Here is a 25542-nt window from a genome sequence, read left to right on the forward strand (position 1 = left end):
CCCGAAAAAACGGCCGCCTGCCTGCATCAGCCGGGTTTGCGATGCCCGGCTGATGCATCCAGTAAACCACAAATCCTCCACACAAGCCCGAGGATGACGGCGAGAAATTGGCGGAGGTCGCCTTTTCCCTTACGAAACCGGCGTACCATCCAGCAGATAACGCACATCCCGCACCGGCGGGGATTTCCGGAATCGGGCGGTCTTGTCGCTCCAGATGCCGCGCGTGATGGCGGGCAGGGCGGGGAGCCGCGCAAGGGCGTGGCTCAGCGCGCCGCCCATGCCCTTCTGCTTTTTCGCATCGAGAAAATGGCGAAGCTCGAATTTGGCGCGGATGTGTTTTTCATGTTCGCGCAGGATCGCCGTTTCCTCTGCCGAAAGCTGGCAGCCGGCGAGAATGGCCTTGTCCGCCTCGTATAAGCGGCGAAGATCTTCGGTGCGATGGCGGCCGCTCAGCGAGTTGCCGCGCACGATCGCGCCGTAACCGCAATGGCGGATGACCTTGTAACGCGCGCCGGCGGCCAGCGCCCGCACATAAAGCTCGTAATCTTCACCGAGCCGCAGGCCGTCATCGTAACGCAGTGCATGTTTGTCGAGAAAAGCGCGGCGTATGATTGGCTTCAGAAACCCGGTTTCTCCGCGTTCGACGCCGGGCCTGGAAATATTGCCTTCCACGAATTCCGTCAGCGACAGAAACCGCGCCTGCGGTTCGAAACGGACCGGCTGCATGGAGGATGCGCCGGGGACCGATTGCTGGATGAAGGCGATATTGTCGGCCACCAGATCCCAGTCGTCGTCGGCCAGCATGGCCGCGAAACGGCCTCTGAAAAAGAAGTCGTCCGCATCGAGAATGCTGATGAGCGGCGCCGATGAAATCGAGATGGCGTGGTTGCGCGCAGCCGAAGGGCCTCGATTGACCTCGAATCGCACGACCCGCAGACGGCCCGTGCCGTCATCCGCCGCATGCGCCACATCGCTCGTCGTGTCGGTGGAACCATCGTCGATTACCACGACTTCGCCGACCTCCGGCTCCACAAGGGCGGAACGTATGGCGATATCGATTGTTTCGGATGCATTTTTCGCAGCGATGATGACGCAAATGGGCTGTGAACCGCTCACCATGTATTGTCCTTCTGCTTTGACCAACCGTCAGGATTTGGCCAGCAGAAAGTGTCACGGGTATGGATGCAAGCGATTTTTTTGCGACGCAATAAATGAAGCTGCGTGAAAGCTCACATATCGGTCAGTTTTGCACCGTGCGGCGGCGGGCTTTTTACGGCGTCCGCCTGCATTGCCTCGGCGCCACGATCCCGCGCGAAGGTTTCGCGCATCCGCCGCTTTTCCCGGGCGACCAGAACGAGAATCCCAACAAAATAACCGACTTGCAGAATGACCGCGCAGATGAGGGTCTGGATGAATGCCGTATAGAACGAGCCGTGGATGAAATATGTCGCAACCGCAAAGGTAAGCAATGCACCGATCATGCTGAAAAAAACACGAGGTGCATACATGGTGCTCTCCTCCCGAGAACGATTTCTCCATTTTTGACTGCGCTGCGGCATTTTTCTTCTTTGCAAGAAATATACGATGAGACCGGTGCTGTTTCAACACACATATACTTCTTCTAACGGTTGCGGCATGAAATTTCGGTAATCTTGATTGGTAAATTCCTCGGTAATCGATGACTTCCCCCAATCGGGGCTGCCTTACCAGGCGATTTCCTGCTTTTGAGAGGCGTAAAATCGTTCTCTTGCGGCCATTGTCGGCTGTCTTACGCCCTCTGCAGACTTCGTTAACCATCTCGCCTTTAAAAAGTCGGTATTGATTCCTCAGCAAGAGCAAGGTGCCCGCGTGACAACGAGTTCAGAAGTAATCGCCTTTCCGGCAAAGAACCGTATTGCCGACGTAAAAAGATGTGCAACCATGCTCGACCGGCTGCATGGTGTGGAGGCGAATGATTTCTGGCGCAGGGAGTGCCGTGAGCTGGCCGCCCGTCTGATGGCGCTTGGCTATGAGGACGCCGCCATGCGGCGCGAGGTCATGGAATTTCAAAACGCCGTGCAGGCTGAATTGTGGGCGGGCGACGCCACGCCAGAGGCACGCCGCGACAGCCATTGAGGCCTCAGCGTTTTCCATAAAAAAAGCCGGCAGGTGTCAAACCTGCCGGCTTTTTTGTTCATGCCCGTTTGATCAGGAAGCGCTAGCGCCGCGTGTGCGGGCAACGCCGTCAAGTGCGGGCTTGTATTTTGGGTCGAGCCGGGCCGCATGGCCATAGGACTTGGCAGCCTTGGCCATCTCGCCGCGACGCTCATAAACAAGCGCCTGGTTGGCCCAGGATTCCGCCACATTGCCATCCAGCGAAATGGCGTGGTTGAAATCGGCAAAGGCGTTTTCATCGTCGTTCAAGGCGACATAGGAGAGGCCGCGGCCGTTATAGGGCTCCGGCGAGGTCGACGACAGCGAGATTGCCTTGGAGAAGTCCTCGATGGCCTGGGCATGCTGGTTGCGCAGCTGGTAGATCAGGCCGCGATTGTGCCAGGCGCGTCCGTCGGTGGTTTCAAGCTCGATGGCGCGGGAGAAATCGTTGAAGGCTTCGTTCACACGCCCGGACTGGCGGTAAAGATTACCGCGGCCGATCAGTGCCACATCGTAGCTCGGATTGATCTGCAGGGCGGCGTTGTAGTCCTGCAGGGCCTGCTGCTGCTGCCCGGAGTTGCGATAGACCAGCGCGCGGTTGGCATAGGCCTGATAAAAGCGCGGGTTGAGCTGCAGCGCCTTGTTGAAATCCTCGATGGCGCGGCGCGAATCGCCGGCGCGGCCGTAAGCCGAGCCACGGACGTTATAGCCTTCGGGATCCTGCGGATTGGCGTTGATGACCGAGGTGAGCGAGGCGATGTTTTCCTGCGAACCCTGGGCACGGTCGATCCTGAATACATCTTCCGTCTGGTTGGATGTCGCGCAGCCGGAAAGACCGGCAAGGACGGTACAGACGACCAGAGAAGCGCGGAACCCTCTGTTGTTTTTCAATGGCACCCGGCGCGTGGAGGCATCGGAGTTTTTCACAACACAGGCGTCGACAGCGATCATTCGGTGTGGGTTCCCTCGCAGGCCGGTCTCACGGTCGTTTTCAAGAGCGTTCTCCGGCCACAAACACAAAGAGCGGCGGCGAATTGATCGCCCCCGCCCAACAAGCATTCAAAAACGTCCAAAAGACGGCCTATTAACGGCCTGCGCGGGGGCCTGCAACCAGACCTTCGCGCTGTGCACGCTTGCGTGCCAGCTTGCGAACGCGGCGAACGGCTTCAGCCTTTTCGCGAGCGCGCTTCTGGGAGGGCTTTTCGTAGTAATCGCGCATTTTCATTTCACGGAAAATGCCTTCGCGCTGCATCTTTTTCTTCAGGGCGCGGAGCGCCTGATCAACGTTATTGTCGCGGACTAGTACCTGCACGTGAATCCCGTTCCTTTGGTTTGGTTAATTTGCTATGTGAATAAGGCATTCGCACGCAAATAAAAAATCGTTCGTTCGGCTGTCGAGCCGGGCGATTGGTGACGTGCAATAACAGATCATTTGCAGCAAGTCCAGCCGGTAGCGCATAATCACCCAGCAAAATGCGGCTTGCCCGGATTTCTGCCTGCGATGTCGAAACAAAATCATTGCGGCGTCGCAAAATGGATATTGCCTCCCATCCCGATTTGCCATGTGTATGATAAGGGCCGGAGCCATGTTTCCGGCTTCTGGCCGGTTCTTGAGGAGCAGATTGCGAATGCGCAAATATTCCGTTTTTGCCGTGGCGCGTGAGGCGCTCAGGGGTCATAAGGGGTGGGATGCGCAATGGGCCTCGCCCGAGCCGCGCAAGGATTACGATGTCATCATCATCGGCGGCGGCGGCCACGGGCTGGGGGCTGCCTATTATCTTGCCAAGGAACACGGCATTACCAATGTCGCAGTTCTGGAAAAAGGCTGGCTTGGCGGCGGCAATACCGGCCGCAACACCACCATCATCCGCTCCAACTATCTCTATGAAGAGAGCATGGATATTTACGAGCATTCCCTGAAACTGTGGGAAGGCCTGAGCCAGGATCTCAATTATAACGTCATGTATTCGGCGCGTGGCGTGATGATGCTGTCGCACAATATTCATGACCGGCAATCCTTCAGCCGCCATATCAATGCCAACCGTCTTTACGGCATCGACAATGAGTGGTTGACGCCGGAGCAGGCGAAAGCCTATTGCCCGCCGCTCGATATTTCCGGCAATGCGCGGTATCCGATCAATGGCGCAGCGCTCCAGCGCCGCGGCGGCACGGCGCGCCACGATGCGGTTGCCTGGGGTTATGCGCGTGCGGCCTCCGACCGCGGCGTGCACATCATCCAGAACTGCGAGGTCACGGGCATTCGCCGTGGGCCGGACGGGGCGGTGACGGGTGTGGAAACCAATCGCGGTTTCATCGGTGCGAAGAAAATCGGCGTTTCCGCCGCCGGTCATTCCTCCGTCATCATGAAGATGGCGGATGTGCGCGTTCCGCTGCATTCCAACCCGTTGCAGGCGCTGGTGTCGGAGCCGCTGAAGCCGATCTTCCCCTGCGTGGTGATGTCCAACACGGTCCACGCCTATATTTCGCAATCCGACAAGGGCGAGCTGGTCATCGGCGCGGGCACCGATCAATATAACTCCTATTCCCAGACCGGCGGCCTGCAGATCATCACCCACACGCTGGACGCCATCTGCGAGCTGTTCCCGATCTTCCGCCGCGTCAAGATGATGCGGCAATGGGGAGGCATCACCGACAACACGCCCGACCGCTCGGCGATCCAGAGCGTGACGCCGGTGCAGAATCTCTTCGTCAATTGCGGCTGGGGGACGGGCGGCTTCAAGGCGACGCCGGGTTCGGCGAACCTCTTCGCGCATCTCATCGCGCGCGGTGAACCGCATCGTCTGGCGGCGGGGCTGACGCTCGACCGGTTCCGCACCGGTCGCCTGATCGATGAGGCTGCCGCTGCCGCGGTGGCGCATTGATGCTGGCGGCGGCCATGCTTGCGATCAACATATCAGGCGCGGCCGTGGCCGTGCCCGTCGGCAGCATCATTCCCGAGGCCAAGGATTTTCGCAGCCAGAAGATTGCGAAGATGCACGGTGAGAAAGACTGGCCTTTCGTGGCGGAAAAAGGCCTGCTTCTCTGTGCTCCGAGTCTCGCGAACAAGATGGTTTATTTTGTCGGCGAGAAGGAAGATGGCGAGCAGGATTACCCCTTCGCGATCGACACCGACATGATGGCGGTTGCCATCGTCAATATGGGCCGGGCCTCGGCGCTACGCCCTTTCGATAATTTCGAGCAGCTTTTAAAGCGGCTTTCCCCTTTCGTAGCCATGGGAAAGCGGCTGTGTGACCAACCCGCCGGAACAGCGCTTCCGGAAAATTCTCTCTAGGTGGAGCGACGATGCTTCTGATCCATTGCCCCTATTGCGGGGAAGACCGTTCCGAACTGGAATTCCGCTGGGCGGGCGAAGCCCATATCGCCCGGCCGGAAAACATCGCCGATATTTCCGACGAGGCCTTCGCCGAATATTTCTTCATTCGCGACAATGACAAGGGCCTCGTTTTCGAACGCTGGCGTCACATTCACGGCTGCGGCCGCTTCTTCAACGCCGCCCGCGATTCGGTCAGCGACAAATTCCTGATGACCTACAAGGCGGGTGAGCCGAAACCCGATGCTGAGACGGTCCTTTCCGCAGAAAAGGGAGCCGGGCAATGAGCGGCGATTTTCGTATCAAGGGGGCCGGTCGTCTCACCCCGGCCAGAACCGCGCGCTTCACCTTCGATGGCAAGATTTATCAGGCGCTGGAGGGGGACACGGTCGCCTCCGCGCTTCTGGCCAATGGCGTGCATCTGATCGGCCGCTCGTTCAAATATCACCGGCCGCGCGGCTTCCTTTCCGCCGGGCCGGAAGAGCCGAATGCGCTGATCGATGTGTCGCGGGACAGCCTGCGCAAGCAGCCCAATGTGCGCGCCACGGTGCAGGAAGTGTTCGACGGCGCGATCATCGCCTCGCAGAACCGTTTCCCGTCGCTATCCTTCGATCTGAGTGCGATCAACGACCTCCTGTCGCCGATGTTCGCGGCCGGGTTTTATTATAAGACCTTTATGTGGCCGAAGGCCGCCTGGCACAGGATTTACGAACCGCTGATCCGCCGCGCCGCCGGTCTCGGCAAGGCGCCGAGCGAGCCGGATGCGGATCATTATTCCGGCCGTTATGCCCATTGCGACGTGCTGGTGGCCGGCGCCGGTGTCGCTGGTCTGACCGCGGCGCTTGCTGCCGCGAAAACCGGCGCCAGCGTCATTCTGGTCGATGAAAATGCCGAAGTCGGCGGCGCGCTGCGTTTCGACACCGGTACTGTCATCGACGGTCTGCCCGGTTACGAATGGGCGCAGAAGGTTTTTGCCGAACTGAAGTCCCTGCCCAATGTGCGGGTTCTGACCCGCACCACCGCTTTTGGTTATTACAACCACAATTTCGTGGCGCTGGCCGAGCGGGTGACCGATCATCTCGCCACGCCCGCCAGACACCAGCCGCGCGAGCGGCTGTGGCAGGTGCGCGCCAAAAAGGTTGTGCTGGCGGCGGGTGCGATCGAACGCCACATGGTCTTTGCCAATAATGACCGCCCCGGCATCATGCTGGCCTCGGCCGCACGCACCTATCTCAACCATTACGGCGTCGCCGTGGGCCAAAATGTCGGGGTCTACACCGCTCATGATTCAGCCTATGAGACGGCCTTCGATCTGAAAAAGGCCGGGGTGAAAATCGCCGCCATCGTCGATTGCCGCGAGAACCCGGATCAGCGCCTGCTGGATGAGGCGCGGGCGCTCGGCATCGAAGTGCTGGCGGGCCATAGCGTTTACAACACCGCGGGCCGCCTGCGTGTGTCTTCCATGACCGTCGGCCGCAATGGCGGCTCCAACAAGCGCAAGATCGCCATCGATGCGCTTGTGGTTTCCGCCGGCTGGACGCCTTCGGTGCATCTCTTCTCGCAATCGCGTGGCAAGCTGAAGTTTGACGCGGCTAACCAGCGTTTCCTGCCGGATATCCATGTGCAGAACGGCGTCTCCATCGGCGCCTGCAACGGCACGGACGATCTTGCCGCGTTGATCGCCGAGGCCGCGGCTGCCGGTGGCGGCGGCGTGGAGTTTTCCGGCGAGAATGCGCGGACCTGGACAGGCGGCATGATCGGTACGGCAGAAGGCGCGGGTGAGGGCACCGGCGTCAAGGCCTTCATCGATTTCCAGCACGATGTCTGCGCCAAGGATATCCGCCTCGCCGTGCGCGAGGGTATGCATTCCGTCGAGCATATCAAGCGCTTCACCACCAATGGCATGGCGTCCGATCAGGGCAAGATGTCCAATATGCATGGCCTTGCCATCGCATCGGAGGCGCTTGGCAGGGATTTGCCCAAGGTCGGTCTCACCACCTTCCGTCAGCCCTATACGCCGGTCACCTTCGGCACGCTCATCAACCATTCGCGCGGCGCACTGTTCGACCCGGCCCGCAAGACGCCGATGCACGAGGAAGAGCTTGCGGCCGGTGCGGTGTTCGAGGATGTCGGCAACTGGAAACGCGCCTGGTTCTTCCCGCGTGCGGGTGAGGACATGCATGAGGCGATCAACCGCGAATGCAAGACGGTTCGGACAAGCGTCGGCGTGTTCGATGCCTCCACACTCGGCAAGATCGAGGTGGTCGGCCCGGATGCGGCGAAGTTCCTGAACCTCATCTACACCAATGCCTGGGACACGCTGAAACCCGGCCGCTGCCGTTACGGCATCATGACCCGCGAAGACGGTTTCGTTTACGACGACGGCGTCGTCGGCCGTCTTGCCGAAGACCGTTTCCATGTGACGACGACCACGGGCGGCGCGCCGCGCGTTCTCCAGCACATGGAAGATTATCTCCAGACCGAATTCCCCGATCTCAATGTCTGGCTCACCTCGGCCACCGAACAATGGGCCGTGATTGCAGTGCAGGGGCCAAAGGCGCGCGAGGTTATCGCTCCCTTCGTCGAGGGCATCGATCTCTCGCCGGAGGCCTTCCCGCATATGGCGGTGGCCGAAGGCACATTCTGCGGTGTGCCGACGCGGCTCTTCCGCGTGTCATTCACCGGCGAACTCGGTTTCGAAATCAACGTTCCGGCCGATTATGGCGCAGCCGTCTGGACCGCGATCCGCGAAAGGGCGGAAGCCGTGGGCGGCTGCCTTTATGGCACAGAGACCATGCATATCCTGCGTGCGGAAAAGGGCTATATCATCGTCGGGCAGGATACGGACGGCACGGTGACGCCTGACGATGCCGGGCTCGCCTGGGCCGTTTCCAAGAAGAAGACGGATTTCGTCGGTATTCGCGGGCTGAAACGCCCCGATCTCACACGCTCCGGCCGCAAACAGCTTGTCGGCCTGAAGACGAAAGACCGGCTGACCGTTCCGGACGAGGGCGGCCAGATCATTGTCGATCCAAACCAGCCGAAACCCATGACCATGCTTGGTCATGTCACCTCCGCCTACTGGTCGGAAAATCTTGGCCATTCCATCGCTTTTGCGCTGGTGGCGGATGGCAGGGCGCGCATGGGCGAAACGCTCTACATTCCGCTCGCCGATAAAACCATTGCCGTCGAAGTGACCGACATGGTCTTCCTCGACAAGGAAGGAGCCCGTCTCAATGGCTGACAAACTTCACGCAAAACGCAAATCCGTGCTCGAGGATTTTCACGGCGGCTCTCCCTTCGTTTCGCTGAAACCCGCTGCTTCCGCATCGCGGCTGTCGCTGCGCGCCCGGGAAAGCGCCCTGCCGGCACTTTCGGAAGCGCTCGGTCTTGCCCTGCCTGCCCGCCCGAAAAGCTCCGTCACCTCGGGCCTGCGGTCCGCTCTGTGGCTCGGCCCGGATGAATGGCTGGTGATCGATCAGGGCGAGAGCGACTTGATGGCGGCTCTCGCCGGCGTTTCCGGCCTGTTTTCTGCAACCGATATTTCCCACCGCAACACGGCCGTCATCGTCTCCGGCGCCGGTGCGGAAGCGGCACTCAATGCCGGCTGCCCGCAGGATCTTTCTCTCGCAAAGTTCCCGGTCGGTGCGTGCTCACGCACAGTTTTCGGCAAGGCGGAAGTGGTGCTGCTGCGCACGGCGGACGATACGTTCCGGGTGGAATGCTGGCGTTCCTTTGCGGAATATGTCGGCGGGCTGTTGCAGGAGGCGGCTGAGGACGTGGCGGTTTAACCCGCCATCCAGCCCCGCCATTCCACCCATCGCCCATGGAAATCGGCCCGGCCGATTTCCTGTTTCTCGCCGGTCGGCCAGATCTGCAGGGTAATGGCGGCGCCGCCCGGCGTCGCATCCGCCTCCATTTGCAGCCGGGCAAGCGGGGCATCCGGCGTGGCGCGGGTTCCAACTTCGGCAATCGCAGCCTCGCCTGCCTGTTTCAATCCATCGGGCAGGTATTGCCAGGCGACTGAGTGATAGACGACGTGGACAGCACCCGCATATTGCTTGGCAAGTCGGTGTTTCAGCCAGTCGACCGCGTCCGCCTTCTCAACATGCAGACCATGTTCCACGGCTATCCGCAGGGCGGCGGCGGTTCGCTCCAGCCGGTCTGTCTGATCGGCCCAGACATAGGACATCAGCCGCAGGCGATCTTCGGCGGATGACGGGTAGAGCGGGTTGAGATCGCAGCCGGCGCGCTCGATAACCTCGATCCGCTCATGGGCGGGCGTGTTGCCGCGCCATTCCGGTGACAGGAAAACATCGGATTGTTCACCCCAGGTGAGATCGCCGAGACGATACCGGTAACGGTCGAATTGCAGGTTGAGGCCCGCGCTGGCTCCGACTTCGGAAAGCACCAGCGGCTTGCCGGTCAGTGCCGCAATCGAAAGAAAGCCCGGCAGCAGAACGGCGGAACGGCGAACCTCGTTGGTCTGCGGCGGTGATTTCAACCTTTCGAGGATGAAGGCGGAATGAAAACGCAGGGCGCTGGCGCAGGCCTGCCAGAGCGCTTCTTCGTCTTCCGGCGGGATATCGGCAGGCGGCGCGATCTTTTCCTCGATGGCGAGCGCATGCAGGGCACCCGCCAGCCGCAGGGGAACGGAATCGCCCGAGGGGCCGACATCGCCTGGCCAGGATAAAATCCGCTCGCCCACCTCGGTATCGCGGTCGAGCCTTGCTGCCATGGCGCGGCAGAGCCGTGCGGTAAAGGGCGAGCCGAGGCTGTCGCAGGCTCTTGCCTGCACGAGAAACGCATTCTTTACGGCTTCGTCATGCATGCGGTCTCTCCCTTGCGGCAGTTTCAGGCGTCTTCCGGCCTGTCCTCCGGATTGAACTGGCTGATGGTGGTCCAGCGGGCGGTAAGTGCCGGCTTTTTCTCGTTTTCGATTTCCACCGTCACGTCATAGGTCGTCATCAACATGGCCGCGCCGCGAAAACGCGCCTCCGCCAGTGTGAAGCGGCCGCGTACCCGCGCACCGCTTTTGACCGGCGTAACGAAACGAACGGCATCGAAGCCGTAATTGATGCCCATCGTCTGTTCGCGGATGCGGGGCAGGGCATCGTAATTCAGCGCCGAAAGCAGAGACAGCGTCAGGAATCCATGCGCGATGGTGCCGCCAAAGGGGCTTTCCGCTTTGGCGCGCTCCGGGTCGGTGTGGATGAACTGTTCGTCCAGCGTCGCCTTTCCGAAGGCGTCAATCATCGTCTGGTCGACGGTGATCCAGTCGGAGACGCCCATTTCCGTGCCGACCAGATTTTTCATCTCCGCCAGCGCAATTTCTTTTGTCATGTTACCTCGTCCGCATTGTTTCCAGGGACTTATACGGCTGGCGACGCGAAGGGATCAACTGCGCAGATAAAACACCACGGAACGGGCGGGCAGGAAGGCGGGATTGCCGAAATCCGTGCCGATGGCGCACCAGCCATCGCCGGGCAGCGTGAAAGGAACGACCTCGCGACCGCGATTGATGAGAACCGCAAGCTCGACCTCGTCGCCCGTTTCCCGGTCCGACGTTGACAGCACCATGGCGAAGGCCGGTCCATTCGGGCTTTCCCAGTCCGCAACCGTCATGGGCTCCCCGCCCGGCGCAAGCCATTTCACATCGCCGCTGCCGGAAAAGAAGCCGGTCTCGGAAAAGACGCCGAAGCGTTTGCGAAGCGCTGCGAGAAATGCGGTGTGATCGATCAGTTCGGGGACAAGCGAAGACCAGTCGACCCAGGTGATGTCATTGTCCTGACAATAGGCGTTGTTGTTGCCATGCTGGCTGCGGCCGCCCTCATCGCCGGCGGTCAGCATCAAGACGCCGCGGCTGACGAACAGGGTGGAAAGCAGCGCCTTCACATCCGCAATGCGGGCGGCGACAATGGCAGGGTCATCCGTCAGGCCTTCGAAACCATTGTTCCAGGAGTGGTTTTCATTGTGGCCGTCGCGATTGTTCTCGCCGTTTTTCTCATTGTGCTTGTGTTCGTGGCTGACGAGATCGAACAGGGTGAAACCGTCATGGGCGGCGAGAAAATTGACGCTGCGGCTGTTTAAGCGGCCATGACGGGAAAAGATTGGCGAAGACCCGGAAAGCGCATCGGCCAGCGCCCCGGTGGTGCCGGCGTCGCCGCGCCAGAAGCGGCGCATATCGTCGCGGGCGCGGTCGTTCCACTCCAGAAAGCTTTCGGGGAAATTGCCGAGCTGATATCCGCCGGGGCCGATATCCCATGGTTCGGCGATCAGCAGGCGGTCGTAAAGCAAGGGGTCCGAATGCATGGCTGCAAGCGTTTCGCTCACCATGTCGAAGCCATTGGCCGTTCGCCCGAGCACGGGCGCGAGGTCGAAACGGAAGCCATCCACCCCGGCATTCAGAACGAAATGCCTGAGGGAATCGACGATGAGCTGGCGAATATAGGGATGATCGCAGGCAACCGTATTGCCGGTGCCGGTATCGTTGACCAGCACGCCCGGCTTTCCCGGCGGGTGGCGGAAGGCGGTGAGGTTATCGAGCCCGCGCAACGACAGGATCGAACCTTCGATGTCGCTTTCGCCGGTATGGTTGAAGACCAGATCGAGAATGACGCCGATGCCTTGCGTATGCAGCGCCGCAACCGTGTCGCGCAATTCCCGCACGCCGCCGGGGCAGAGGCGTGGATCGAGCGCCATGAAACCGACGGGATTATAACCCCAGGCATTGGAAAGGCCGAGCGGCGGCAGGTGGCGCTCATCGATCCATGCGGTGATCGGCATCAACTCCACCGCATCGACGCCGATTTTTTTCAGGTGCGCGACAATGGCGGGATGGGCAAGTGCGGCGACGGTGCCCCTGATCTCTTCCGGCACTTCGGGATGCAGCCGGGTGAAGGATTTGACGGCGAGTTCGTAAATCAGCCCGCCTTCGGCAAAAAGCGGCGGTTGACGCCTGACCGGCTCATATTGCGAAAGGATCGCCTTCGGCATGATCCCGCCGGTATCCGCACCAAAGGCGTAAAGCGCGGGATCGTGCCGGAAGGGGCGGTCGATCTCCGTGGCATAGGGGTCGAGCAGCAGCTTTGCAGGATCGAACCAGAGGCCGTGTTCGGGGGCGTAAATGCCGTGAGCGCGAAAACCGTATCGCGTGCCGGGGCCGGCATCGGGGACGGTCAACCGGTGAACGTCATCTTCACCGCGCATCATCGGCAAACGCGCCGTTTCTTTCTCGCCCTTCGCATCGAAAAGGCAGAGATCGATCTGCGAGGCGTGCCGGGAATAGACCGTGAATTCCGTTCCGTTTTCCGTCTGGATTGCGCCTTTGGGGAAAACGGAAGGTGTCTGCATGGTCTGTCTCTCCGGGAAATGGTGTTTCTCTTCCAGAATGGAAAAGGGAGGCAAGGCCGAGTGAGGAACGCTTTCAGTGCGTCCCTCATGAGCGGGCGGCAAGCCCTTACGTAATAACGCTCGGCTCGCTACGGCCGGTATGGGCCTTGATGCCGGCGATCGTATCGGCAACGGAAATCAGGTCGGCAAGCGCCTCCTGCGTTTCGATGCCGTGACGGGCTGCATCCGGCTCGTAACGCTCGACATAAAGGCGAAGCGTGGCGCCCGCAGTACCCGTGCCAGAAAGGCGCAGCACGATGCGCGAACCGCCTTCGAACAGGATGCGGATGCCCTGATTTTTGCTGACCGACTGATCGACCGGATCGTGATAGGCAAAATCATCCGCCGCCGCGACCTTCAGATTGCCGTAGCTGGTGCCGGGAAGTGTGGCGAGTTTTTCGCGCAGGGTGGCGACCAGCGTGTTGGCGGCGTCCGAATCCACTTCCTCATAGTCATGGCGGGAATAATAGTTGCGGCCATATTCGGCCCAATGCTTTGTGACGATGTCCTTCACGCTTTCCTTGCGCGCGGCGACAATGTTCAGCCAGTAGAGCACGGCCCACAGGCCGTCCTTTTCGCGCACATGGTTGGAGCCGGTGCCGAAGCTTTCTTCGCCGCAGATCGTTACCTTGCCGGCATCCATGAGATTGCCGAAGAATTTCCAGCCGGTCGGCGTTTCATACATGCCAAGGCCGAGCTTTTCGGCCACACGGTCCGCTGCCGCACTCGTCGGCATGGAGCGGGCAATGCCGGAAATGCCGGCGGCATAACCGGGGGCCAGTTTGGCATTGGCGGCGATGATGGCGAGGCTGTCGGACGGGGTGACGAACATGCCCTTGCCGACGACCATGTTGCGGTCGCCATCGCCATCGGAGGCCGCGCCGAAATCGGGGCCTTCCGGGCTCATGACGTCGTCATAAAGCTCCTTGGCATGGACAAGGTTCGGGTCGGGATGGTGGCCGCCGAAATCCGGCAGCGGCGTTGCGTTGCGGACCGAGCCCTTCGGCGCGCCGAGGCGCTTTTCGATGATCTCCACGGCATAGGGACCGGTAACGGCGCTCATGGAATCGACCACGACCCTGAAACCGCCGGCGATCAGCGCGCGGATGGCGGCGAAATCGAACAACTCTTCCATCAAAGCGGCGTAATCGGCAACCGGGTCGATCACCTCGACCGTCAGTTCGTCCACCTTGAAGCTGCCCACCTTGTCGAGATCGATATCGGCGGCGTCGGAGATTTTATAGCTGTCGATGACCTTCGAGCGGGCATAGATCGCATCGGTGATCTTTTCCGGCGCGGGGCCGCCATTGCCGATATTGTATTTGATGCCGAAATCTTCGTTCGGGCCGCCGGGATTATGGCTGGCGGAAAGCACGATGCCGCCGAAGGCCTTGTATTTGCGGATGACGTTGGAGGCGGCAGGCGTCGAGAGAATGCCGCCCTGACCGACCAATACCTTGCCGAAACCGGCGGCGGCGGCCATCTTGATCGCCTTCTGGATGACTTCGCGGTTGTAATAACGGCCATCGCCGCCGATCACCAGCGTCTGGCCCTGAAAGCCCTCAAGCGCGTCGAAGATCGACTGGATGAAGTTCTCGGCGTAATTTTCCTGGGCGAAGACTGGCACCTTCTTGCGCAGGCCGGATGTGCCCGGCTTCTGGTCCTGATAGGGCTTCGTCTGAACGGTCTTGATCATTGTTTCAATGGCCTTTCGAAATAAGCTGGCTGTAAAGCGCGGCGTAAAGACCGGCGCTTTTTTCCCAGGAAACATCGGATTTCATTCCGAGTTTCTGCATTTGTGTCCATAGTTTCGGGTCGTGGTAATAACGGACGGTCCGGCGGATCGCCTGTTTCAGACCATCGAGCGTGACGGGTGAAAATTGCACGCCGGTCGCCGATTTATTGGCGATGGCGGCATGGTTGGCGTCGATCACCGTGTCGGCAAGGCCGCCGGTGCGGGCGACGACCGGAATGCAGCCATAACGCAGCGCATAAAGCTGGGTGAGGCCGCAGGGTTCGAAACGCGAAGGAATGATGATCGCATCGCAGCCCGCCTGCATCAGATGCGACAGTGGCTCGTTGTAACCGACGGCAACGCCGACGCGGCCATGGTGGCGGGATGCCGCCGCCAGAAGCGCGCCTTCCAGCGCCACATCGCCGGCGCCCAGCACGACCAGACGGCCGCCGAGGGAAACGATCTCATCCACGGCTTCCGCCATGAGGTCGATGCCCTTCTGCCAGGTGAGGCGGGAGATGATGCAGAAAAGCGGGCTGTCATCATCGTCGATGCGGAAATGTTCGGCGACCGCCTTCTTGTTCAGCGCGCGGTTCTTGAGATTGGCGGCTGAATAATTGTCGTGGATCAGATGGTCCGTCGCCGGGTTCCAGACATCGGCATCAATGCCGTTGACGATGCCGTGCAGCACATGGGCGCGGCTGCCGATCACTCCTTCCAGCCCCATGCCGAATTGCGGGGTGAGGATTTCCTCGGCATAGGACGGGCTGACGGTGCTGAGCGCCGTTGCCGTCTGCAGGCCACCCTTCAGGAAGCTCACATCGTTGTAATATTCGATGCCTTCCATGCCGAAGGCATGGGCGGGCAATGCAAGCTTGCTGAAGATATTCGCGCCGAACTGGCCCTGAAAAGCGATGTTGTGGATGGTGAGAAGGCTCGGAATCTCCGGCGTTTCGGCATAACGCATATAGACCGGCGCCATGGCGGCCTGCCAGTCATGGGCATGCACCATATCCGGCCGCCAGCCGGGAAGCGCGCCGGCGGCAATGCGGGCGGCAGCCAGCGACAGCGCCGCGAAACGCTTCCAATTGTCAGGGTAATCCTTGCCGGTCTGGTCGAGATAGGGGCCGCCGGAGCGCTCGTAATAGGCGGGCGCATCGAGAATGAGGAGATCGAGCCCCTCATGCCGCACTTCGAGCACATCGGCTTTTTCGCCGAGCAGATCGGTAAATTCGAAACATTTGACGGGGTCCGTCACGGCGGCTTTCACCGCCGGATATCCGGGTATCAATGTGCGCGTCGTGACGCCATGGGCTTCCAGCGCGATGGGGAGCGCGCCGGCAACGTCGGCGAGCCCTCCGGTCTTGATCAGGGGATAGATTTCGGATGAAACCGAAAGGACATTCATGGGCTCTACAGGTCCAGCTTGTCGATCATCGATTGGGTGATAAGGCAAATGCCGTTTTCGGTGCGGCGGAAACGTTTGGCATCCAGTTCTGGGTCTTCTCCTACAATCAGTCCTTCCGGAATGACCACGCCATGGTCGATGACGACATTGCTGAGCTGGGCATGACGCCCGATCTTCACACTCGGCAGTACTACGGCATTCTCAAGGCGGGAGTATGAATTAGCGCGCACCCCGGTAAACAGCAGGCTGCGCTGCAGGGAGGCGCCGGAAATGATGCAATCGCCGGAGACGACCGAAGACACCGCCGAACCGCGGCGGTTCTCGTCATCGTGCACGAATTTCGCCGGCGGCGTGATTTCCGCATAGGTCCAGATCGGCCAGGACTTGTCGTAGATATCGAGGTCCGGTACCACATCCGTCAGGTCGATATTGGCCTGCCAATAGGCGTCGATGGTGCCGACGTCGCGCCAGTAGGGGCCGTGCTCGAAATCCGAACGCACACAGGAATCGGCGAAGCGATGGGCGACGGCTTTGCCGTGTTCGACGATATAGGGAATGATGTCCTTGCCGAAGTCGCGGCTGGAGGTCGGGTCAGCGGCGTCGCGGCGCAGGGCTTCCATCAGGAATTTCGTGTGGAAGACGTAGATGCCCATCGAGGCGAGAGCGAAGCCTTCATTGCCGGGAATGCCCGGCGGATCGGCCGGCTTTTCGATGAAATCGATGATCTCGTCTTTTTCATTCACATGCATCACGCCGAAGCCGGTCGCTTCCATGCGCGGCACTTCAAGGCAGCCGATCGTCACGTCCGCACCGGAATCGACATGCTGCTGCAGCATGTATTCGTAGTCCATTTTGTAAATATGGTCGCCGGCGAGGATGACCATATATTCCGGCGCATAGGGCTCGATGATGTCGATGTTCTGGTAGACGGCGTCGGCCGTGCCTTCATACCACTGCGTTTCGGAAACGCGCTGGGAGGCCGGCAGAATATCGAAGCTTTCGTTACGCTCGGGACGGAAGAAGTCCCAGCCGCGCTGCAGGTGGCGGATGAGCGAGTGCGCCTTGTATTGCGTGGCGACGCCGATGCGGCGAATGCCGGAATTGAGCGCGTTGGAGAGCGCGAAATCGATGATGCGCGCCTTGCCGCCGAAATAGACGGCGGGTTTTGCCCGGCGGTCCGTCAATTCCTTCAGGCGGCTTCCTCTGCCGCCTGCGAGGACATAGGCCATTGCATCGCGTGCCAAAGGCTGAACTCTTTTTTCCGACATGGTGTCCTCCCTCTCTGTCTGTCAGTTTTCCGGCTCGAGCATGATCGTTGCGAGTGGCGGCAGGACGAGCATTGTCCCGATGTCTCCCCCGGCATCGACCGCCTGAACGCGTCCGCCATTTCCCTTGCCGCTGCCGCCATAAATTTCGGCGTCGGTGTTGAGAATCTCCCTCCACCGCCCCGCAAGCGGAAGCGGCACATAATAGTTTTCCCGATAGACCGGCGTGAGATTGCAGATGACCGCCACCGGCTTTTCACCCGGCGCCATGCGCAGCCAGGCGAAGACGGAATTGTCGTGGTCATCCACCACAAGCCAGCGGAAACCTTCCGGTTCGCAGTCGCGGGCGTGCAAAGCGGGTTTTGAACGGTAGGTGAGGTTTAGATCGCGCACGAGGCGGCGCATGCCCTCATGCATCGGATATTGGCGCAGGTTCCAGTCGAGCGAGCCCTTTTCGCTCCATTCGCTCCATTGTGCGAATTCCTGCCCCATGAACAGCAGCTTCTTGCCGGGATAGCCCCACATGAAGGCGTAATAGGACCGCAGATTGGCGAATTTCTGCCAGTCGTCGCCGGACATCTTGGCGATAAGCGATCCCTTGCCGTGCACCACCTCGTCATGGGAAAGCGGCAGCACGAAATTTTCGCTGAAGGCGTAAAGCAGGCCGAAGGTCAGTTCCTGATGGTGGAACTTGCGATGCACCGGCTCGCGCGAGAAATAACTCAGCGTATCGTGCATGAAGCCCATGTTCCATTTGAAACCGAAGCCGAGGCCGCCCTCGTGGACGGGCTGGGATACTTTCGGCCAGGAGGTGGATTCCTCGGCAATGGTCATGACGCCCGGATGGGTGCCGTAGACGAGGGAATTCATCTTCTGCAGGAAGCGGACGGATTCGAGATTTTCCCGTCCGCCATATTCATTGGGGATCCACTCGCCTTCCTTGCGGGAATAATCGAGATAGAGCATCGAGGCGACCGCATCGACACGCAGGCCGTCGAGATGGAATTTTTCGGCCCAATAAAGCGCATTGTTGATGAGGTAGGACATTACCTCGATGCGGCCGAAATTATAGATGGCCGTGTTCCAGTCGGGATGAAAACCCTGACGCGGATCGGCATGTTCGTAAAGCGCGGTGCCGTCGAACCAGCGCAACCCGTGCTCGTCGGTTGGAAAATGCGCCGGAACCCAATCGAGCAGGATGCCGATGCCGACCTTGTGGGCGCCATTGACGAAACGCGCAAAGCCCTCCGGATCGCCGAAACGGGCGGACGGCGCATAAAGCCCGGTCGTCTGGTAACCCCATGAAGGGTCATAGGGATGTTCGGTGATGGGCAGGAACTCGATATGGGTGAAGCCCATATCCGTGCAATAGGGAATGAGCTGGGCGGCCAGTTCGTCCCAGCTCAGGAACGTGCCGTCCTCGCGCCGCCGCCAGGAGCCGGCATGCACCTCGTAAATGCTGATCGGCTGGCGGCGCTGGTCCACCTGCGCCCAATGTTCCCGGTGGGCCTGATCTTCCCATTTCTGGGTGAGTTCCGGCGCGGTGACGGAGGCGTTTTTCGGCCGCAACTCGGCGCGGCGGGCATAGGGGTCTGCTTTGAGGGGCAGAAGCTCGCCGTTTGCGCCGAGGATTTCGAACTTGTAGGCACAGCCGGCATAGACGTCAGGCGCGAAGATTTCCCAGATGCCGGTATCCTTGCGGAACCGCATGACATGCCGTCGGCCATCCCAATTATTGAAATCGCCGACGACGGAAACGCGCCGCGCATTGGGAGCCCAGACGGCGAAGTGGAAGCCCTCGACGCCCTCGAGCTTCAGCGGATGCGCGCCCATCCTGTCGAAGAGTCTGAGATGCGATCCTTCGCGGACGAAATAATCGTCCATGGGGCCGAGAACCGGGCCGAAGCTGTAGGGGTCGGTCACCGCCCATTCGGCATCGTCGCGGCTGGCGCGATACCGCACCGGCTGTCGCTTCGAAAGATCGATCCGGCCTTCGAAAAAGCCGTCCTGATCGAGCCGCTTCAATTCGCCCACGAAATTTCCGTCCAGTGTCAGGACGGAAACCTCCTCGGCGCCGGGAATGAAACAGCGGGCGGAAAACCCTTCCGGCGTTTCGTGCACGCCGAGAAGGGCAAAGGGATTGGAATGCAAACCGCTCTTGATCGCCTCGATTTCAGCCTTCGTGATGTCGCCAGTCTTTTTCTCTTCGGCCGAATTGAGCGGTTTTTTCATCAGGCTCTCCAGATCTCGGTGGCATATTGGCGGATCGTCCTGTCGGACGAGAACCAGCCCATACGCGCCGTGTTGCGCACTGTCTTGGCATACCAGCTATCCGGATCGCTCCAGATCGCGTCCACTTCGCGCTGCGCATTGGCATAGGCGTCGAAATCGGCGGCGACCATGAACCAGTCGCTGTTGTAAATACCGTCGATCAGGCCGGCGAAACGTGAGCGGTCATCCGGCGAGAAGACGCCGGAGGCGATGGAAGACAGCGCCTGCGACAGCTCGGCCGATCCTTCGATGATCGCGCGGGGATTGTGGCCTTCGGCACGTGCCTTGGCCACTTCATCCGCCGTCATTCCGAAGATGACGATATTCTCCGCGCCGACATGATCGCGCATTTCGACATTGGCGCCATCGAGCGTGCCGATGGTGAGCGCGCCGTTGAGCGCGAATTTCATGTTGCCGGTGCCGGAAGCTTCCATACCGGCCGTCGATATCTGTTCGGAAAGATCGGCGGCGGGAACCATGATTTCCGCAAGCGAGACGTTATAGTTCGGAACAAACACCACTTTCAGAAGCCCGCGCACGGCCGGATCGTTGTTGATGACCCGGGCAATATCGTTGGCAAGCTTTATGATCAGCTTCGCGTTGTGATAACTCGGCGCCGCCTTGCCTGCGAAGAACTTAACGCGCGGCACCCAATCCAGTTCCGGGTGAGAACGGATCTGGTCATAAAGCGCGACCGTCTCCACGAGGTTCAGAAGCTGGCGCTTATATTCATGGATACGCTTGATCTGGATGTCGAACATGGCCGAAGGATCGACGCGGATGCCCATGCGCTGCGCCACCGTATTGGCAAGCCGCACCTTGTTCAGACGCTTCACCTCGGCGAATTTTTCGCGGAAACCGGCATCGTCGGCAAAACGGTCGAGCGCGGTGAGCTTTTCCGCATCGTCGAGGAAATCGTCGCCAATCGCTTCGCGCAGCAGGCTGGTGAGACCCGGATTGCACTGCATCAGCCAGCGGCGCGGTGTGATGCCATTGGTCTTGTTGTTGATACGGTCAGGATAAAGGCTGTGCAGGTCGGCAAAGACCGTTTCCTTCATCAGGTCGGTATGAAGGGCGGAAACGCCGTTGATGGAATGCGAGCCGATAAAGGCGAGGTTGCCCATACGCACGCGGCGTTCGCCGCCTTCATCGATCAGCGAGATCGAACGGATCTGCTGATCCGCCATCTTCTTTTCCTTGCGGGCGTAGACCAGCGTGTTGGCGTTGATCGCATAGACGATCTGCATATGTCTTGGCAGAAGACGCTCGAGCAGCGGCACCGGCCAGCTTTCCAGCGCCTCCGGCAGAAGCGTGTGGTTGGTATACGAGAACGTGCCCTGCGTGATCTTCCACGCTTCCTCGAATTCCAGCCCGTGCACATCGCATAGAAGACGCATCATTTCGGCGATGGAAATGGCCGGATGCGTATCGTTGAGCTGGATCGAGACCTTCTCAGGCAGCGAGGTGAAATCGGGATATTGCTGCAAATGGCGGCGCAGAATGTCCTGCAGCGAGGCGGAGGAGAAGAAGAACTCCTGCCGCAGGCGCAGTTCCTGACCGGCCGGCGTCGCATCGGCGGGGTAGAGAACCCGCGTCAGGCTTTCCGCCTTGTTGCTTTCGCGCAAGGCGCCGATATGGTCGCCAGCGTTGAAGGCGGCCAGCAGAATGGGGTCGATAGGCTGCGCCGACCACAGGCGCAGCGTATTGACGCGGGTGCCGCGCCAGCCGACGACCGGCGTATCGTAAGCCATGGCGATGACGCGTTCGGCCGGTTTCCAGACGAAACGCTGCGGATCTTCATAACCGCCGATGGTTTCCACCGAGCCGCCGAAGCCGACCTCATAGGAGCTTTCGCGACGCTCGAATTCCCAGGGGTTGCCGTGCGCCAGCCAGGTTTCCGGCAGTTCCACCTGCCATCCATCCGCCATCTGCTGGCGGAAGAGGCCGTGCACGTAACGGATGCCGTAGCCATAGGCGGGAATGTCGACGGTCGCCATGGATTCCATGAAACAGGCCGCAAGCCGGCCGAGACCGCCATTGCCGAGCGCCGCATCCGGCTCCAGCCCGGCGATGACGTCAAGGTCGACGCCGAGCGAGGACAGGGCATCGCGAATTTCGTGCATCAGGCCGATATTGGAGATGGCGTCGCGCATCAGGCGGCCGATCAGGAATTCGAGCGACAGGTAATAAACGCGCTTGGAATTGTTGGCATAGGCCTTGCGGGTGGATTCCATCCACTTGTCGATGATGCGGTCGCGCACGACGAGGATGGTTGCGGTCAGCCAGTCGTGCGGTTTTGCAACCTTGACGTCCTTGCCGATGCGGTAGGTCAGGCGTTCGATGATTTCCGACGCCATGATTTCCGGGTTGGAACTGCGCGGGGCGGGGCGGGGAAGATCGGCGGCGTTGAGATTATTGATCATTGGTCGGTCAGCACCTTGGTGGGAGGAGAGGGTCTGATGAGGTCGATCCGGTTTGCCTTTGCTGATGCCAGTTTATGCATCGATATGGAGGCGTGGCAACAGCAATTTTTTCGGAAAATTGAACAGCTTAGCGCAATGAAAAATAAGTGTTTTTCTCGGCGCCCAAAGGATCGCCGAAGGCATTGATCGCCCTGTCTGCGCCGTTCTTCAGCGGATTTTCTTGGTCCTTGCGATGCCGGGCATCGCTCGGAAAAGGGGAAGAGGCTGCAATACTTCTGAAATGGTTCACCGGTCCTGAAATCTGTTTCGAACTATCGGATCACACACTAGCCTTCGCGGTTGTGAAAATTCAATGAAAATAAACAGGGCAGCGCTGCCGCTGGGCCGACCTGTGGTGGCGCGGGCGTAAAAACCGGCTGCGATCATCGCCAATGGCGCTGTTTACGGCAGGAGAAAAGGTTCCATCGCCATCTCGCCGGCGCGGATCGTCACCCTGGTATTGGGGGGAACGGCGCACCAGGGCGCGCAATCGAAGGAAAAGGGTTCGGAACTCAATGCGATGCCGTCATCGAGCCCGCGCCAGTAGAGCGTCGGCGGCTTGTCGTCGCTTGACCAGCGGAAGGCATGCAGGCAATCGCCATCCATAAGAACGGCACTGAATCGCAGCGCGGAAGAGACGCCTGCCGCCATCATCTGTTCCTGGCAAAGCCGCAGCGCGGTGGAAATGGCGCGAACCGGTTCGGTGTCGAGGCCATGCCCGGCGGCAATCAGGAAAATGGCTTCGCTATCGCCGGTGCCGCGCCGGGATGCATAGATATCGTCGGGGATGAGGGAATCGATATCGCGCCTGATCTGCTCGTAACCGCCGATCTGGCCGTTATGCATGAACAGGTATCGCCCATGCGCAAAGGGATGGCAATTGGCGCGGGACACTTCGCCTGATGTGGCGGAGCGGACATGGGCCATGAACATGCCCGAGCGGAGCTGGTGGCAAAGCGCCGCCAGATTGGCGTCGGACCAGGCGGGCCTTGTATCGCGAAAAACGCCGGGCGTTCCACGTTCGCCATACCAGCCAAGGCCGCAGCCATCGCCATTGACGACGGTTTTCGCTTCCCTTGCGGCCATGGATTGGCTGACCAGCGATGCTTCCGGCTCGATCAGCAGACTGTCGAGCCAGACCGGTTTACCGGAATAGGCAAAGAGGCGGCACATTCATGCGGCTCTGTTCAGGGCCTTGTTTCCGAGCGCGAAGCCGACGGCGGCCTTCGCGTGAATGGCGGTCGAATCGTAACCCGGCAGCGGCAGGGCATCGGGATCGATCAGCAGCGAAATCTCGGTGCAGCCGAGAATGACGGAATCGACGCCGAGTGCGCGGGCCTTCTCGATGACCGCGAGATAGCGCTCGCGCGAGCAGGACTTGATTTCGCCCTGGCAGAGTTCGCCGAAAATAATGTCGTGGATCGCAACACGGTCTTCCGCATCGGGCACGACCACCTCGACGCCGTGGCGGCGCATGCGGTCGGTGTAGAAACCATGTTCCATCGTGTAGCGGGTGGCGAGCAGCAGCGGCTTGCGGCGTCCGTCCGCCTTCAGGGCTGCGGCGGTTTCATCGATGATGTCGATCAACGCCACGCCTGACATCTTCTCCACGGTGTCCGCGACCAGATGCATGGTGTTGGTGCAGATCAGCACGCAATCGGCGCCCGCATTGGCAAGGCGCGCGCCGGCCGCACCCAGAAGCGCACCGGCCTCATCCCAGCGATCGGCCTTCTGAAGAGCGACGACCTCGGAAAAATCGAGCGAATGCATGACGATATCGGCCGAAACCAGCCCGCCGCGGCTGTCGCGCACGGCCTCGTTGATCATGCGGTAATAGGTTGCGGTGGATTCCCAGCTCATGCCGCCGATCAGGCCGATCCGTTTCATAAGAGTTCCCTTATCAAGTTTGATTGAAAATAAGAATGCCATCGTCGGGACGAAAACGGCATGCGTTTTTGCAGGGATTTCGCGGCCTAGATGCAAAACTAGGGCGCTCTTTCTCTAAAGATCGCAAATTTCTTGCGCTGTTGCGTTAACCTGTGCATTCTTTGCCGATGATTGATGACCGTGACCGCCGAATCCTTGCGATTCTCCAGGAAAATGCAGAAACGCCGCTTGCCGATATCGCGGAGGAAGTGTCGCTGTCGCTATCCGCCTGTTCGCGTCGCATTACGCGGTTGCGGGCGGAAGGTTATGTAACGGGTACGATGGCGCTGCTCGACCGGCGCAAGATCAACCTGCCGACCACGGTTTTCCTGCTGGTGAGAACCGGGCTGCATGCGGAGGACTGGCTGGACCGGTTCCATGCCGCCGTCAGCACCATACCGGAAATTGTCGAGGTTCACCGGCTGACCGGCAATTTCGACTATATTCTGAAACTGGTGCTGCCGAATGTCGAATATTACGACACGATCTACAAACAGATCCTGCGCCGCGTCGAGCTTTACGACATGTCCGCTTATATCTCCATGGAGACGGTGAAGCTGTCGTCTTCGCTGCCGACGACACATATCTGAGCGATCATCGAGCCTTAATCAGCGCGCCGTCTCGAAACGAACGCCGAAGCGGAAGCTTCGCGTCTCGCCCGGTTGCAGCGCAATCGCATCCGCGAGTTCTGGCTGATTGAAGGCGTTGGTCGGCGTTTCCACCGGTTCGAGCGCGATGGATTGTCGCCTGTCGCGGGCGAGCGTATCGCCGGTGAAGACATGCATGTGCCCGCGCTCCTGCCATACCGTCAGGCTCGAGCCGTCGTGCCGGTTTTCGAGCCTCGTCTCGTAAAGCCCGTTTTCGGATGCGATGAGGTCGGTGAAGCAGACATCGAGCACATGGCCGGCCAGCGGCGCATGGAGAAAGCGGGTGTCGTCCCGTTTGACCATCCCGCCCTGCGGGTTGCGCAGGGGGATCAGGTCTTCGTCTGTTTCAATCGCCGTTCGCGAGGGCAGTGTGAGAAGAAGATCGTCGATAGACGTCGTGCCGGGCAGGCGGAAATAGGGATGCCAGCCGGCGGCGAAAGGCAGGGGTCGGCCGTCGCGATTGATGCCGCGTATGTCGATGGTGATCTCATGGCCGGCGAAACGATATTCCACCTCGATGGCGAGACGGTAGGGATAACCCTTGAAATCCGCAGGCGCTATTTCGGCGCGGAAGACGAGGATGTGAGCGCCGTTTTCCTCGAAAGACTGCGCAAGCGCGAAGGGCACGGCTCTGACAAATCCATGGAAGACGAGGGCCTCGTGAGCAAGCACCGGCTCAATGCGATGCATCTGCCCGCCAAAACCGAACCGACCATACGGGATGCGGTTGGTGAAGGGTGCGAGAATGCCGTTTCTCACGCCGTTTTGCGATTGCATTTCGGCGGGCGTCGAATATCCGTCGACAAGATTTTCGCCTTCGCAGCCATTGGCAGAGACCGGCCGCCAGCTTAAAAGCGTCGCGCCCTCGTAAGCGATTTCGGCAGTGAAACCGTTTCCAGAAACGGTCAGACCGGCAATCCCCGTGCCTGTGGTGGAGGTAGTCATCGGGAAATTGTCCTTTGCATGCATGCG

22 protein-coding genes are annotated in these 25542 nt (G+C 60.2%); 7 read left to right on the forward strand and 15 right to left on the reverse strand.

Annotation, left to right across the window (positions count from 1 at the left end):
- Nucleotides 1–129: 129 nt before the first annotated feature.
- Both ACQZ5N_RS19335 and ACQZ5N_RS19340 read right to left on the reverse strand, forming a co-directional pair.
- On the reverse strand, nucleotides 130–1119 hold the full coding sequence (locus ACQZ5N_RS19335; RefSeq protein ID WP_448733837.1) for a glycosyltransferase family 2 protein: 990 nt from the start codon (nucleotides 1117–1119) through the stop codon (nucleotides 130–132).
- Between the two features lie 110 nt (nucleotides 1120–1229).
- Entirely contained in the window at nucleotides 1230–1508 is a 279-nt protein-coding gene (locus ACQZ5N_RS19340) for an exopolysaccharide production repressor protein (protein ID WP_059756990.1), read from the reverse strand.
- Between the two features lie 340 nt (nucleotides 1509–1848).
- On the opposite strand from ACQZ5N_RS19340, the gene ACQZ5N_RS19345 reads away from it, so the two are divergent.
- Entirely contained in the window at nucleotides 1849–2115 is a 267-nt protein-coding gene (locus tag ACQZ5N_RS19345) for a DUF6074 family protein (protein WP_035239160.1), read from the forward strand.
- A 72-nt stretch (nucleotides 2116–2187) separates the two neighbouring features.
- Here the strand turns inward: ACQZ5N_RS19345 and ACQZ5N_RS19350 are convergent, their stop codons facing one another.
- A complete protein-coding gene (locus tag ACQZ5N_RS19350) occupies nucleotides 2188–3084 on the reverse strand; it encodes a tetratricopeptide repeat protein (protein ID WP_080819947.1) in 897 nt (298 codons plus the stop codon).
- Nucleotides 3085–3217: 133 nt separating this feature from the next.
- Nucleotides 3218–3445, reverse strand: a complete 228-nt coding sequence (gene rpsU / locus ACQZ5N_RS19355) for a 30S ribosomal protein S21 (protein WP_003508541.1) — start codon at nucleotides 3443–3445, stop codon at nucleotides 3218–3220.
- Nucleotides 3446–3761: 316 nt separating this feature from the next.
- Between rpsU and ACQZ5N_RS19360 the strand changes: the two genes are divergently transcribed.
- Genes ACQZ5N_RS19360 through ACQZ5N_RS19380 form a run of 5 tightly spaced genes read left to right on the forward strand, consistent with a single transcriptional unit; the run spans nucleotide 3762 to nucleotide 9255 of the window.
- Nucleotides 3762–5015 (forward strand): sarcosine oxidase subunit beta family protein, encoded by a 1254-nt coding sequence (locus tag ACQZ5N_RS19360; protein WP_059756984.1) that lies wholly within the window; start codon nucleotides 3762–3764, stop codon nucleotides 5013–5015.
- Entirely contained in the window at nucleotides 5015–5425 is a 411-nt protein-coding gene (locus ACQZ5N_RS19365; protein WP_448733838.1) for a hypothetical protein, read from the forward strand. Before ACQZ5N_RS19360 ends, ACQZ5N_RS19365 begins: the two co-directional genes overlap by 1 nt.
- Before the next feature lie 11 nt (nucleotides 5426–5436).
- Nucleotides 5437–5751, forward strand: coding sequence for a sarcosine oxidase subunit delta (locus tag ACQZ5N_RS19370; protein WP_144578533.1), 315 nt, complete (start codon nucleotides 5437–5439; stop codon nucleotides 5749–5751).
- Entirely contained in the window at nucleotides 5748–8708 is a 2961-nt protein-coding gene (locus tag ACQZ5N_RS19375; protein WP_448733839.1) for a sarcosine oxidase subunit alpha, read from the forward strand. Before ACQZ5N_RS19370 ends, ACQZ5N_RS19375 begins: the two co-directional genes overlap by 4 nt.
- Complete coding sequence (locus ACQZ5N_RS19380; protein ID WP_065657378.1) at nucleotides 8701–9255, forward strand: sarcosine oxidase subunit gamma; 555 nt, start codon at nucleotides 8701–8703, stop codon at nucleotides 9253–9255. The genes ACQZ5N_RS19375 and ACQZ5N_RS19380 overlap by 8 nt, the downstream gene beginning before the upstream one ends.
- Here the strand turns inward: ACQZ5N_RS19380 and ACQZ5N_RS19385 are convergent.
- The 10 genes from ACQZ5N_RS19385 to ACQZ5N_RS19430 all read right to left on the reverse strand — a co-directional run bounded on the left by ACQZ5N_RS19385 (nucleotide 9252) and on the right by ACQZ5N_RS19430 (nucleotide 23884).
- Nucleotides 9252–10295, reverse strand: coding sequence for a DUF2332 domain-containing protein (locus ACQZ5N_RS19385; RefSeq protein WP_448733840.1), 1044 nt, complete (start codon nucleotides 10293–10295; stop codon nucleotides 9252–9254). The two genes, ACQZ5N_RS19380 and ACQZ5N_RS19385, sit on opposite strands and share 4 nt — an antisense overlap.
- A 23-nt stretch (nucleotides 10296–10318) precedes the next feature.
- Nucleotides 10319–10807, reverse strand: a complete 489-nt coding sequence (locus tag ACQZ5N_RS19390; RefSeq protein WP_080853869.1) for a MaoC family dehydratase — start codon at nucleotides 10805–10807, stop codon at nucleotides 10319–10321.
- A 54-nt stretch (nucleotides 10808–10861) separates the two neighbouring features.
- Nucleotides 10862–12817, reverse strand: coding sequence for a glycogen debranching protein GlgX (gene glgX, locus ACQZ5N_RS19395; RefSeq protein ID WP_448733841.1), 1956 nt, complete (start codon nucleotides 12815–12817; stop codon nucleotides 10862–10864).
- A 106-nt stretch (nucleotides 12818–12923) separates the two neighbouring features.
- Nucleotides 12924–14552, reverse strand: coding sequence for an alpha-D-glucose phosphate-specific phosphoglucomutase (locus tag ACQZ5N_RS19400; RefSeq protein ID WP_142781007.1), 1629 nt, complete (start codon nucleotides 14550–14552; stop codon nucleotides 12924–12926).
- A gap of 4 nt (nucleotides 14553–14556) precedes the next feature.
- Nucleotides 14557–15999, reverse strand: a complete 1443-nt coding sequence (glgA, locus tag ACQZ5N_RS19405; RefSeq protein ID WP_269831900.1) for a glycogen synthase GlgA — start codon at nucleotides 15997–15999, stop codon at nucleotides 14557–14559.
- 5 nt (nucleotides 16000–16004) lie between these two features.
- A complete protein-coding gene (gene glgC / locus ACQZ5N_RS19410; protein WP_003522150.1) occupies nucleotides 16005–17267 on the reverse strand; it encodes a glucose-1-phosphate adenylyltransferase in 1263 nt (420 codons plus the stop codon).
- Between the two features lie 21 nt (nucleotides 17268–17288).
- Nucleotides 17289–19496, reverse strand: a complete 2208-nt coding sequence (gene glgB / locus ACQZ5N_RS19415; RefSeq protein ID WP_448733842.1) for a 1,4-alpha-glucan branching protein GlgB — start codon at nucleotides 19494–19496, stop codon at nucleotides 17289–17291.
- Nucleotides 19496–21958, reverse strand: a complete 2463-nt coding sequence (locus ACQZ5N_RS19420; RefSeq protein ID WP_003522152.1) for a glycogen/starch/alpha-glucan phosphorylase — start codon at nucleotides 21956–21958, stop codon at nucleotides 19496–19498. The genes glgB and ACQZ5N_RS19420 overlap by 1 nt, the downstream gene beginning before the upstream one ends.
- Nucleotides 21959–22399: 441 nt before the next feature.
- Entirely contained in the window at nucleotides 22400–23170 is a 771-nt protein-coding gene (locus ACQZ5N_RS19425; RefSeq protein ID WP_448733843.1) for a class II glutamine amidotransferase, read from the reverse strand.
- Entirely contained in the window at nucleotides 23171–23884 is a 714-nt protein-coding gene (locus tag ACQZ5N_RS19430; protein WP_080819962.1) for an aspartate/glutamate racemase family protein, read from the reverse strand.
- A gap of 167 nt (nucleotides 23885–24051) precedes the next feature.
- Here ACQZ5N_RS19430 and ACQZ5N_RS19435 point away from each other — a divergent pair, with 167 nt between their 5' ends.
- Entirely contained in the window at nucleotides 24052–24513 is a 462-nt protein-coding gene (locus tag ACQZ5N_RS19435; protein ID WP_003522155.1) for an Lrp/AsnC family transcriptional regulator, read from the forward strand.
- An 18-nt stretch (nucleotides 24514–24531) separates the two neighbouring features.
- Here the strand turns inward: ACQZ5N_RS19435 and ACQZ5N_RS19440 are convergent, their stop codons facing one another.
- Nucleotides 24532–25515, reverse strand: a complete 984-nt coding sequence (locus ACQZ5N_RS19440; protein ID WP_448733844.1) for an aldose epimerase family protein — start codon at nucleotides 25513–25515, stop codon at nucleotides 24532–24534.
- Nucleotides 25516–25542 lie beyond the last annotated feature (27 nt).

The organism is Agrobacterium sp. 22-221-1 (assembly GCF_053522445.1).

Excerpts from the sequence above, each read along its gene's own strand:
- ACQZ5N_RS19335 (WP_448733837.1), bottom strand. The coding sequence starts at position 1,119 with ATGGTGAGCGGTTCACAGCCCATTTGCGTCATCATCGCTGCGAAAAAT.
- ACQZ5N_RS19340 (WP_059756990.1), bottom strand. The coding sequence starts at position 1,508 with ATGTATGCACCTCGTGTTTTTTTCAGCATGATCGGTGCATTGCTTACC.
- ACQZ5N_RS19350 (WP_080819947.1), bottom strand. The coding sequence starts at position 3,084 with ATGATCGCTGTCGACGCCTGTGTTGTGAAAAACTCCGATGCCTCCACG.
- ACQZ5N_RS19360 (WP_059756984.1), top strand. The coding sequence starts at position 3,762 with ATGCGCAAATATTCCGTTTTTGCCGTGGCGCGTGAGGCGCTCAGGGGT.
- ACQZ5N_RS19365 (WP_448733838.1), top strand. The coding sequence starts at position 5,015 with ATGCTGGCGGCGGCCATGCTTGCGATCAACATATCAGGCGCGGCCGTG.
- ACQZ5N_RS19370 (WP_144578533.1), top strand. The coding sequence starts at position 5,437 with ATGCTTCTGATCCATTGCCCCTATTGCGGGGAAGACCGTTCCGAACTG.
- ACQZ5N_RS19375 (WP_448733839.1), top strand. The coding sequence starts at position 5,748 with ATGAGCGGCGATTTTCGTATCAAGGGGGCCGGTCGTCTCACCCCGGCC.
- ACQZ5N_RS19380 (WP_065657378.1), top strand. The coding sequence starts at position 8,701 with ATGGCTGACAAACTTCACGCAAAACGCAAATCCGTGCTCGAGGATTTT.
- ACQZ5N_RS19385 (WP_448733840.1), bottom strand. The coding sequence starts at position 10,295 with ATGCATGACGAAGCCGTAAAGAATGCGTTTCTCGTGCAGGCAAGAGCC.
- ACQZ5N_RS19390 (WP_080853869.1), bottom strand. The coding sequence starts at position 10,807 with ATGACAAAAGAAATTGCGCTGGCGGAGATGAAAAATCTGGTCGGCACG.
- glgX (WP_448733841.1), bottom strand. The coding sequence starts at position 12,817 with ATGCAGACACCTTCCGTTTTCCCCAAAGGCGCAATCCAGACGGAAAAC.
- ACQZ5N_RS19400 (WP_142781007.1), bottom strand. The coding sequence starts at position 14,552 with ATGATCAAGACCGTTCAGACGAAGCCCTATCAGGACCAGAAGCCGGGC.
- glgA (WP_269831900.1), bottom strand. The coding sequence starts at position 15,999 with ATGAATGTCCTTTCGGTTTCATCCGAAATCTATCCCCTGATCAAGACC.
- glgC (WP_003522150.1), bottom strand. The coding sequence starts at position 17,267 with ATGTCGGAAAAAAGAGTTCAGCCTTTGGCACGCGATGCAATGGCCTAT.
- glgB (WP_448733842.1), bottom strand. The coding sequence starts at position 19,496 with ATGAAAAAACCGCTCAATTCGGCCGAAGAGAAAAAGACTGGCGACATC.
- ACQZ5N_RS19420 (WP_003522152.1), bottom strand. The coding sequence starts at position 21,958 with ATGATCAATAATCTCAACGCCGCCGATCTTCCCCGCCCCGCCCCGCGC.
- ACQZ5N_RS19425 (WP_448733843.1), bottom strand. The coding sequence starts at position 23,170 with ATGTGCCGCCTCTTTGCCTATTCCGGTAAACCGGTCTGGCTCGACAGT.
- ACQZ5N_RS19430 (WP_080819962.1), bottom strand. The coding sequence starts at position 23,884 with ATGAAACGGATCGGCCTGATCGGCGGCATGAGCTGGGAATCCACCGCA.
- ACQZ5N_RS19435 (WP_003522155.1), top strand. The coding sequence starts at position 24,052 with ATGATTGATGACCGTGACCGCCGAATCCTTGCGATTCTCCAGGAAAAT.
- ACQZ5N_RS19440 (WP_448733844.1), bottom strand. The coding sequence starts at position 25,515 with ATGACTACCTCCACCACAGGCACGGGGATTGCCGGTCTGACCGTTTCT.